Origin of the sequence: Streptomyces sp. WAC05292 (assembly GCF_003949955.1) — a bacterium.
GTDB lineage: Bacteria > Actinomycetota > Actinomycetes > Streptomycetales > Streptomycetaceae > Streptomyces > Streptomyces globosus.
On the sequence record NZ_RPSE01000756.1, the window covers coordinates 1 to 823 of the forward strand.

Below are 823 nucleotides of genomic sequence, written 5' to 3' on the forward strand. Positions count from 1 at the left end.
TGCGGGCGGTGATGCGGTCGGTGGGGACGAGCGTGCTGGTGGAGCTGTTGGCGTGCCTGATGGTGCTGGGCGCGTGGACGGGCACGGTCCTGTCGGGCTGACCGGCACGGCCCCGCACCCCGCACCCCGGGACGGCACGACCGGGCCGCGGCCTTCTCCTGCGAGTCCCGCGACCACCCGGTCGCCTCCGGCCCTTCCACCGGGTGTCACGCGCCGGACAGCCGGGTGCCGGCGTCCAGGCGGAAGGCCGTTTCGCGGGGGACGACCCCGCGCAGGGCCAGTTCGAGGCCGCGTACGCGGCCGGGGCCGAGGACGGCCGACCATTCGGCCCGGAGTTCGCCGAAGAGTTCGGCCGAGCGGTGGAGGGCGGCCCGGCCGCGGGGTGAGGCGGACGAGCCTGCGGTCGTCCTCGGCATCTGCGCCTACACGGTGTCGACGCTCGCCGACCGCACGAACGGCGCGGCACAGGGGCGCCCGGCAGGCAGGCGCCGCAGCCCCGCCCCCGGAACTACGGGTTCCAGGGGCGGGGCTGCGGATGCGGAGCCGCCGTCAGCCGCGGCCGCCGCGCTTGGCGGCGTAGTTGGCGCGGCCCTCGGCCGACTTCAGGCGCCAGTCGCGGCGGATCTCGGCCCGCAGGCGGGCGTCCGTCTTGGCCACGATGCGCTGGTTCTCCCGCAGCAGTTTGCGGTAGCTCTCCAGGCGGCGCTCCGGCAGCGTCCCCTCCGCCACGGCCGCGGTGACCGCGCAGCCGGGCTCCGCCTCGTGGGCGCAGTCGTGGAAGCGGCAGTCGGCGGCGTACTCCTCGATCTCGGAGAACACCTGC

At 76.3% G+C, this 823-nt stretch carries 1 protein-coding gene and 2 pseudogenes; 1 reads left to right on the plus strand and 2 read right to left on the minus strand.

Annotation, left to right across the window (positions count from 1 at the left end; all coding sequences use genetic code 11):
• Nucleotides 1-101, plus strand: a pseudogene (locus EF903_RS35705) (DUF456 domain-containing protein); the annotation flags it as partial.
• A 105-nt stretch (nucleotides 102-206) separates the two neighbouring features.
• Here EF903_RS35705 and EF903_RS32865 read toward each other — a convergent pair.
• Nucleotides 207-416 carry a hypothetical protein gene (locus EF903_RS32865; protein ID WP_125548567.1) on the minus strand — a complete coding sequence of 70 codons (210 nt, stop codon included), beginning with the start codon at nucleotides 414-416 and terminating at the stop codon, nucleotides 207-209.
• A 133-nt stretch (nucleotides 417-549) separates the two neighbouring features.
• Nucleotides 550-823: pseudogene (locus EF903_RS32870) on the minus strand (GTPase RsgA); the annotation flags it as partial.